Annotated in this window: 4 protein-coding genes; all 4 read left to right on the forward strand. The window is 57.2% G+C overall.

Annotated features, from left to right (window positions below; genetic code table 11):
- The first annotated feature begins 48 nt into the window (after positions 1-48).
- A complete protein-coding gene (locus Q1A75_RS23395) occupies positions 49-612 on the forward strand; it encodes a recombinase family protein (RefSeq protein WP_299551836.1) in 564 nt (187 codons plus the stop codon).
- A 10-nt stretch (positions 613-622) separates the two neighbouring features.
- On the forward strand, positions 623-2,233 hold the full coding sequence (locus Q1A75_RS23400) for an IS481 family transposase (RefSeq protein WP_299551839.1): 1,611 nt from the start codon (positions 623-625) through the stop codon (positions 2,231-2,233).
- 35 nt (positions 2,234-2,268) lie between these two features.
- Complete coding sequence (locus Q1A75_RS23405) at positions 2,269-3,225, forward strand: AAA family ATPase (protein WP_299551833.1); 957 nt, start codon at positions 2,269-2,271, stop codon at positions 3,223-3,225.
- Positions 3,222-3,573, forward strand: a 352-nt coding sequence (gene nadA, locus Q1A75_RS23410; RefSeq protein WP_299593385.1) for a quinolinate synthase NadA, incomplete at its 3' end; no start/stop codon positions are given. The genes Q1A75_RS23405 and nadA, both read left to right, overlap by 4 nt.

Here is a 3,573-nt window from a genome sequence, read left to right on the forward strand (position 1 = left end):
TCACCGTATGGGTTTGATCAATCGGAATGATTATTCAGACGGCTTTTCATGTTCATTGGCTACGCACGTGTCTCGACTGAAGATCAGAACCTTGCCTTGCAGCATGATGCACTGCGAGCCGCAGGCTGTGAGCGGATTTTCGACGACACAGTGAGTGGCGCCAAAAGCGAGCGCCCAGGTCTGGCCAAAGCTCTGGAACAACTCCGGGATGGCGATACGCTAGTAGTCTGGCGGCTGGATCGGATGGGGCGGTCTCTCAAGGATTTGATTGCCCGTGCCGAAGAACTGAAGGAAATGGGTGTCGGTCTAAAAAGCCTTCAGGAATCCATCGACACCACATCGAGCGGTGGTCAACTCATCTTCCATATATTTGGCGCATTGGCCGAGTTCGAGCGCAACCTGATCCGGGAACGCACACAGGCTGGTTTGACGGCGGCACGAGCCCGCGGGCGTAAGGGGGGCCGAAAAAAGGTGTTAGATCGCAAGAAGCGTGCCCACGCAGTCCAGCTTTATCATTCCCGTGAGCACACGATCCCGGAGATCTGCAATCTGATGGGCATTTCGCGGGCCACACTCTATGCCTATGTGGATGAGTTTGCCGATGGTAAATAGAGGCATTCGCATTCCGGTCGAGACGCTGTTGGCGTTGAGAACCCGGTTGGCGGGATTGCCGCCGCGGTCAGCCGCTCGACGGGAAGAAATTGGCCGGATTGCGGATCTCTTTGGTGTCAGTTCGTCTACTGTATATCGGGCGTTGAAAGGTCTTCATCAGCCGAAAGGCCTTCGGCGGGCCGACCGTGGCAAGCCGCGGGGTGTCCCCGAGAAAGAGATGGTACGCTATTGCGAGATTATTGCTGCACTGAAGATGCGAAGCAACAATAAGAAGGGGCGACATCTCTCGACCAATCGAGCCATTGAGGTTCTGGAAGAACATGGGGTGGAAACGCCGGATGGACATGTACAACCGGCGAAAGGCTTGCTCAGACCTACAACTGTCAACCGGTGGCTGCGGTCATGGGGATACGATCGGCCACGAATGATCCGGGCGACGCCCGCCGTGCGTTTTGAGGCCCGCCATTCCAATGCCTGCTGGCAACTTGACATCAGCCCATCGGACCTGAAACTTATCGCGCAACCGGCTTGGGTGGACCCGAAGCGTGGCCAACCAACCATGATGCTTTACAGCGTTGTGGATGATCGCTCGGGCACATCTTATCAGGAATACCGTTGCGTCTATGGCGAAGACGCCGAAAGCGCATTGCGTTTCCTCTTCAATGCCATGGCCCCGAAGGAAGATACAGAGTTCCAGGGCATTCCCGAGATGATTTATCTCGACAACGGTCCCGTTGCGAAAAGCCTGGTGTTCCAGACTGTGATGGAGCGGCTTGGCGTGGATTGGAAAACCCACATGCCTGCCGGATCGGACGGTTCCCGCGTCACCGCTCGATCAAAGGGCAAGGTGGAGCGTCCATTCCGAACCGTGAAAGAAGCCCATGAAACGCTGTATCATTTCCACAAGCCTGAAACCGAAGCGGAGGCCAATCTCTGGCTGAGAAACTTCATCTGCAAATACAATGACAAGCCCCACCGCCGGGAACCGCACAGCCGGATCGAGGACTGGATCGCCAATCTCCCTGAAACCGGCATCCGTGAGATGTGTTCCTGGGAACGCTTCTGCGCCTTTGCCCGCGAACCGGAACGCCGCAAGGTTGCTGCTGATGCGCGGGTGTCGATTGACGGAGCATTCTACGAGGTCGACGGCGATCTGGCGGGCGAAGAGGTGCTGCTATGGTGGGGCCTGTTCGATCACGAGTTATTCGTGGAATGGAATGACAAGCGGTATGGCCCTTATCGGCCGGAAGGTGGGCCAATTCCGCTGCACCGGTATCGCAAACGCAAACCCTCCCCCCGAGAAAAGCGCGCCGAAGCGGTGGCCAAGCTGGCCGAACAGATCAGCCTACCGCGCGCAGCGCTGAGTGGCTCCAGTTTTGAGGTCGCCCCGGCTGAGGTGGTGCCCTTGCCCAAAGTCAAATTCACCGATCCGGACCCGTGGGGGCAGATTGCTTATGAAAACGAGCTCAGTGCGCGGCGCGGCATATCCTATCTTCTGGATCGGCCTCTGGCTGAGCTTTCACCGGATGACCGCACTTTCGTCGGCGAATTGGTCGGCCGAACACTAAACAAAGTCGAGATTGAAACGACCGTCAAAGAGCGCTTCCGGCGCGGGAAATAAGAAAGAGGGACGAGCAGGTGTTAAACAGGCATGTCATGCAGCATTTCCACATCGAGCGTGTGTGGAGCCAGGCCGGGTATTTTGAAACCGAGCGGCTGGTCCAGTTCCGCGAGGATGTGATGGCTGCCATCATGGCCGGGGATCTGATCGCCATTTCCGGCCCTGTGGGTGCTGGCAAAACAGTGATGATCAACCGCCTTCAGGATCAGATCACTGCCGACAAGAAGATCATCGTGGCACGCAGCCTGTCCGTGGACAAGCCGCGTGTTGTTCTGCCTGCCCTGATCACAGCCCTGTTCCTCGACATCACGGGTGATCCGGACATGAAGGTCCCCACTCAGCCCGAACGACGGGAGCGGCTGCTCCAGGAGGCTGTGCGAAAGGCCAAGAAGCCAATCGCTCTCTTCATAGACGAAGCCCATGATCTGCACGGCCATACGCTGAACGGTCTGAAACGACTTCGGGAGGTCATCAGTGCAGGTGGCGGATCGCTTTCTGTGGTTCTTGTCGGCCATCCCCGGCTTCAGAATGACTTGCGCCGGGCGACCATGGAGGAAATCGGCCACCGCACCACTAAGTTCGAGTTCAGCAGCATTGGCGATGAACGCCGAGAATTCGTGTCCTGGCTTTTGCGACAATGCCTTGCGGATGGTGTTGACCCGGCAGATGTCTTTGAAGATGCCGCACAAGAATATCTGGCAGAGCGCCTGTCCACGCCGCTGCAATTTGCCGAGCATCTGAACCGCGCCTTCACCGATGCCTACCGCATGGGGGCAGATCAGGTCACACGTGACATCGTTGAAGAAACCATCTCGGTAGGCTTCGATGATCTCGACGCTCGATTGTCCCGGATCGGCTATAGCCCAAAGGCGCTGGCCGATCTCACCGACACCCGGCTCCCGGAAATCCGGCGTTTCCTCAAAGGGCAACTGGACACGGATAGAACCTACGAACTTTCCACCCTCATGCGCAAGGCAGGGCTGCCGATATGAATGTCTCTCAACCCAACATAGCGACCAAACTCGCAAATCACTATGATCTGATGCCTTCCCCTGAATTGGCCAGCGAAATGCAGGACATCCATGCGCGGATGGACCGCGTAGTGACGCCACCGGACTTCGCGATCTACGCGCCCTACATCAAAGCGATCAATGCGCTGAAAAAAGAGCGGAATGCCGTCATCCTGGGCCACAACTACATGACGCCCGAAATCTTCCACGGCGTGTCCGACTTCGTCGGTGACAGCCTGCAGCTGGCGATGAAGGCCAGCGAGGTCGAGGCAGACATCATCGTTCAGGCCGGTGTGCACTTCATGGCCGAAACCTCGAAAATACTAAGCC

It is taken from the genome of uncultured Tateyamaria sp. (genome assembly GCF_947504105.1).
In the GTDB taxonomy this organism is placed as follows: Bacteria; Pseudomonadota; Alphaproteobacteria; order Rhodobacterales; family Rhodobacteraceae; genus Tateyamaria.

What these genes read in the sequence shown, in the direction of transcription:
- Q1A75_RS23395 (WP_299551836.1), top strand. Translation starts at nt 49, where the DNA reads ATGTTCATTGGCTACGCACGTGTCTCGACTGAAGATCAGAACCTTGCC.
- Q1A75_RS23405 (WP_299551833.1), top strand. Translation starts at nt 2,269, where the DNA reads ATGCAGCATTTCCACATCGAGCGTGTGTGGAGCCAGGCCGGGTATTTT.